This window comes from Mesorhizobium sp. M1A.F.Ca.IN.020.06.1.1 (genome assembly GCF_004023265.1).
Classification (GTDB): Bacteria; Pseudomonadota; Alphaproteobacteria; order Rhizobiales; family Rhizobiaceae; genus Mesorhizobium.
This window is the reverse complement of record NZ_RZSR01000877.1, coordinates 1-2,540: the sequence shown is the minus strand read 5'-3', so window position 1 is coordinate 2,540 and position 2,540 is coordinate 1. Positions and strand designations below refer to the sequence as shown.

Sequence of the window (2,540 nt, the reverse complement as noted above, 5' to 3'; positions counted from 1 at the left end):
GGCAAGCACCGTGACGCCCGGATGCGCCTCGCGCAATTCGCGAATGTCACCCGCTGTGAAGCGTTCATGCACTTCGCAGCGTCCGTTCCAGGCGATGATCTCGACCTTTGTCTGCGCGGCGATGTTTTTCGCCAGATATTCGTCGGGCAGCATGATGACGCGCGGCGCGCCGAGCGATTTCACCACTGCCAGCGCATTGCCTGAGGTGCAGCAGATGTCCGATTCAGCTTTTACGGCCGCGGAGGTGTTGACGTAGGTGACAACCGGCATACCGGGATAGCGCTGCCGCATCAGGCGCACATCCGAAGCTGTGATGGAGTCGGCGAGAGAGCAGCCGGCGCCAAGGTCTGGGATCAGTACGGTCTTGTCGGGATTGAGCAGCTTGGCGGTCTCGGCCATGAAATGCACGCCGGCGAGCACGATCACTTCGGCTTCGACTGTCATTGCCTTGCGGGCGAGCGCCAGGCTGTCGCCGACGATGTCAGCCACGCAATGGAAGATCTCGGGCGTCTGGTAATTATGCGCCAGAATGACGGCGTTGCGCCGCTTCAGCGCCAGGATGGCGCCGATGTCGTCCGCAAAGGCCGGCCATTCGATTGGCGGGATCACCCGCCGGACGCGCTCATAGAGCGACGCGGCCGTAGGTAATGCGCCACTCATCCGCGCCTCCCGATTATATTCCAGCTGACAATAAGTGGGATATATCTACACCGACTATAATGGTGTCAAGCCCTCGGGAGCGGCAACTTTGTCCCCGAAGCGACGGCGCTGTCGTCGAGGACGGCACGGCGAAACCGGAAAAGCTTTGCCGGCCGGCCGCCTGTGTCGAGCGACGTCTCGCCGGTCTCCTCCACCAATTCCTGCTGCTCGACCAGCCTGCGGAAGTTCGGCTTGTTGATGAGCCTCCCAGCCAAGGCTTCCACGGCCCGCTGCAGCTGGAGCAGCGTGAAGGTCGGCCGCATGAGTTCGAAGACAACCGGCCGGTATTTGATCTTGGAGCGCAGCCGCGCAATGCCCGTTGCCAGGATCCGGCGATGGTCGGCAACCATGGCCCTGCCCGAAACGGAAGGGCCGGGGACGGACTTTAGATCTCCACCAGCCTCTTCGACCAGCGCGGCTTCGTAGAGCAGTTCGTAGCGCTGCAGCGCGAGCTCCTCGTTCCAGGGACGGTCATCAAAGGCAAAGGCGATCGCGGCGCGCTGGCGGCGCTCGCGCCGCGCGGCAGCATTCTCGGCGCTCTTGGCCCAGGCAAGCAGGCGCGGCCGCAGGATTTTTAGCGCCGCCGGCATGCCGGAGCGGTGATCCTCCCACGGAAAATACTCGTACCAGCTTCGCCACTGCGACTTAGGCTGCGCGGCAATAGTTTCCCGGCGGGTCAGTGCCAGATAGCTGATAGAGATGTTGCGCTGCTCACTCTTGGCCCCGATCCGGTCGCGATCGGCAAAGGTATAGAGTTGCTCGATATAGCCCAGTGGATGACCGGTCTGCTGTTCGACCCAGTTCCTCAAACCCGACTGCAGCGAGCGGTGGCTGAGCTCGAACGGACCGGAGGGAAGGGAACCACGCTGCCCGACGGTGAGAACGCAAGGGCCGCGGTCATTGACGGCGGCGACCACCGCGATCAGATCGACGTTGATCGCGCGCCTCTTGCGGGCCGTAATCGATTTTCTAAGTCCTGTTGGCTTGTCGCGCATGTTCTGGAACATGGTGAAGCACTGGCTTGCCTAAACCGATTTAATCAAAACTGACCTATGCGGGGCCGCGCGTCAACGCGTACTTACAGCCACTTTGTCCGTCGCATTGGCAAAATACCATGCCAAACGCGACATCGGCGGCGGGTAACGCAAGGGAAGGCGAGCGCAGGAACGCAGGCTGATCCGCTGAGCGGCGCCATCTGCGCACGATCAATCAATTCCGAGATCGAACTCGTGCTCGGGAGCAGCCCAGATACAGCTGCGACTTCGGCTAACGAGGCGGCCTGCGGCGAAGGCAGGGCCGCCGGCTCTTCAAAGATGGCTGTTCAAGAGGAAGCTTGTTTGGCTCGTCAGGCTGCTGCGCTACTCAATCAACAGCCTTTCCGGTTGAAAGGGTCGGCTTCGCCGCTTCACGAGACCTGAACATAAATTTCTGGCACGCACCAGTCGCGCCCTGATCCTGCCACTGTCTGTGCGCAAGTGAACAAGCAGATATTTTCAACTTGATCATTAGATAGTGGGGGCTCGGGCCAATGAGCAGGGTGGTGCGCGCGGACGCGGCTTCCGTTTCGTCGGCGACGTTTGCTCCGCTCGAAAACCCGACCTTTCGTGCGGTCTGGCTTTTCGCGCAAGTGTCAAGCCTGGGCTGGCTTTTTCAGAGCGTTGCGGTGAGCTGGCTCATGGCCACCATCTCAACCTCGGACGTGATGGTCGCGCTCGTGCAGGCCTCCACGACGCTGCCCGTCTTCCTGCTGTCGATCTTTGCCGGCGCCATCGCCGACAATTTCAGCCGCCGCCATGTCATGGCGATCGGCTGGTGCGTGATAGCATTGTCGTCGATCATGC

General features: G+C 61.4%; 3 protein-coding genes. 1 reads left to right on the top strand and 2 read right to left on the bottom strand.

Annotated elements, in window-relative coordinates:
* Together EOA60_RS28385 and EOA60_RS28380 are read right to left on the bottom strand one after the other, a co-directional pair.
* A partial coding sequence (locus tag EOA60_RS28385; protein WP_164899605.1) for a quinolinate synthase occupies positions 1 to 660 on the bottom strand: 660 nt, incomplete at its 3' end.
* A 65-nt stretch (positions 661 to 725) separates the two neighbouring features.
* On the bottom strand, positions 726 to 1,694 hold the full coding sequence (locus tag EOA60_RS28380; RefSeq protein WP_127335703.1) for a hypothetical protein: 969 nt from the start codon (positions 1,692 to 1,694) through the stop codon (positions 726 to 728).
* 533 nt (positions 1,695 to 2,227) lie between these two features.
* On the opposite strand from EOA60_RS28380, the gene EOA60_RS28375 reads away from it, so the two are divergent.
* A partial coding sequence (locus EOA60_RS28375) for an MFS transporter (protein ID WP_206628287.1) occupies positions 2,228 to 2,540 on the top strand: 313 nt, incomplete at its 3' end.

Bases quoted from the DNA above. Each gene is read 5' to 3' on its own strand.
- EOA60_RS28380 (WP_127335703.1), bottom strand. From the start codon at position 1,694: ATGCGCGACAAGCCAACAGGACTTAGAAAATCGATTACGGCCCGCAAG.